Genomic DNA, 373 nt, shown 5'->3' on the forward strand with positions numbered 1-373 from the left:
TTCCGCCCTGGCTCTATGACGACGCCCGCTGGAATGACTGGCCGAAGCTGATCAACCTGACCACGCTGGAAATCGCGGGCCGCCTTCTGGCGCATAGGCTCGGATATCTGCCTGAGCGGATCCGCCGCGACGGCTACGAAGTGTTCACGCCACCAGAACAGACGTATGATCTGGCGCGGGCTCGCTCTCACTTGTTCCACGACTTTGGCGGCGTTGCTCCAGACCTGGCTCCGATCGTGCCGGCGACGAAGGTGGACGCGACGGAACGGGAAAGCTGGCGCTTTCCCGCGCTGGGCTGGCTCGACACGGCCCTGGCAGCACTTCCGGGGCAGACGAAAAAGCTGATCGTTCTTCCGCCGGCTCATCTCACGGC

Annotated in this window: 1 pseudogene; it reads left to right on the forward strand. The window is 64.1% G+C overall.

What is annotated here, in order from left to right:
- Positions 1-373: pseudogene (locus AC1DRP_RS36930) on the forward strand (hypothetical protein); the annotation flags it as partial.

The organism is Allobosea sp. 01N443, assembly GCF_056399325.1.